2 protein-coding genes are annotated in these 459 nt (G+C 52.1%); one reads left to right on the top strand and one right to left on the bottom strand.

The genetic code is table 11. The annotated features are described in order from the left end of the window. A partial coding sequence (locus H6A60_RS12560) for a hypothetical protein (RefSeq protein WP_205105152.1) occupies window positions 1–200 on the top strand: 200 nt, incomplete at its 5' end. Window positions 201–313: 113 nt separating this feature from the next. Here H6A60_RS12560 and H6A60_RS14570 read toward each other — a convergent pair. Next, a partial coding sequence (locus H6A60_RS14570; RefSeq protein WP_500691542.1) for a DUF8462 domain-containing protein occupies window positions 314–459 on the bottom strand: 146 nt, incomplete at its 5' end.

Here is a 459-nt window from a genome sequence, read left to right on the forward strand (position 1 = left end):
ACCTTCGGCTGGAGGAAGATTCCGTCAATGCAACACTCTGCCTTATCCTGTTCGAAGCCTTTCCTGCGCACAAAGACGCGATAGAAAATGCTGTCGCGCAGGGCTGCAAACTTCGAGCGACTGACTCCGTCAAGGAGACGCTCAATGTCAGCTTGCAACGCTCGGATAATTTTCGGGGCGAAAAGCACATGCATCGTTGATGCGCGCTCTTGACATCCTCACCGTCAGAGGTTGGTCAGGATGTCGGAGTTACCGTTAAGGCAATACATCTGCGGAGCTGCGGCGTGTAGCGGCTCCGTGAAAAGGGAAAAGTTCAACCGGTTGAACTTTTCGACCCATAGTCCGCTTCCAAATGGTGCCGCCTCATGAATTCGGCAAAGAGCGGAACCGTAAAATCAACGTATCCGTGCGATGTCGAATAAATCATGCCTTTGCTAATGATGCTTGCACGCTGAGGAC

Source organism: Sutterella massiliensis, assembly GCF_016899755.1.
GTDB lineage: Bacteria > Pseudomonadota > Gammaproteobacteria > Burkholderiales > Burkholderiaceae_F > Sutterella > Sutterella massiliensis.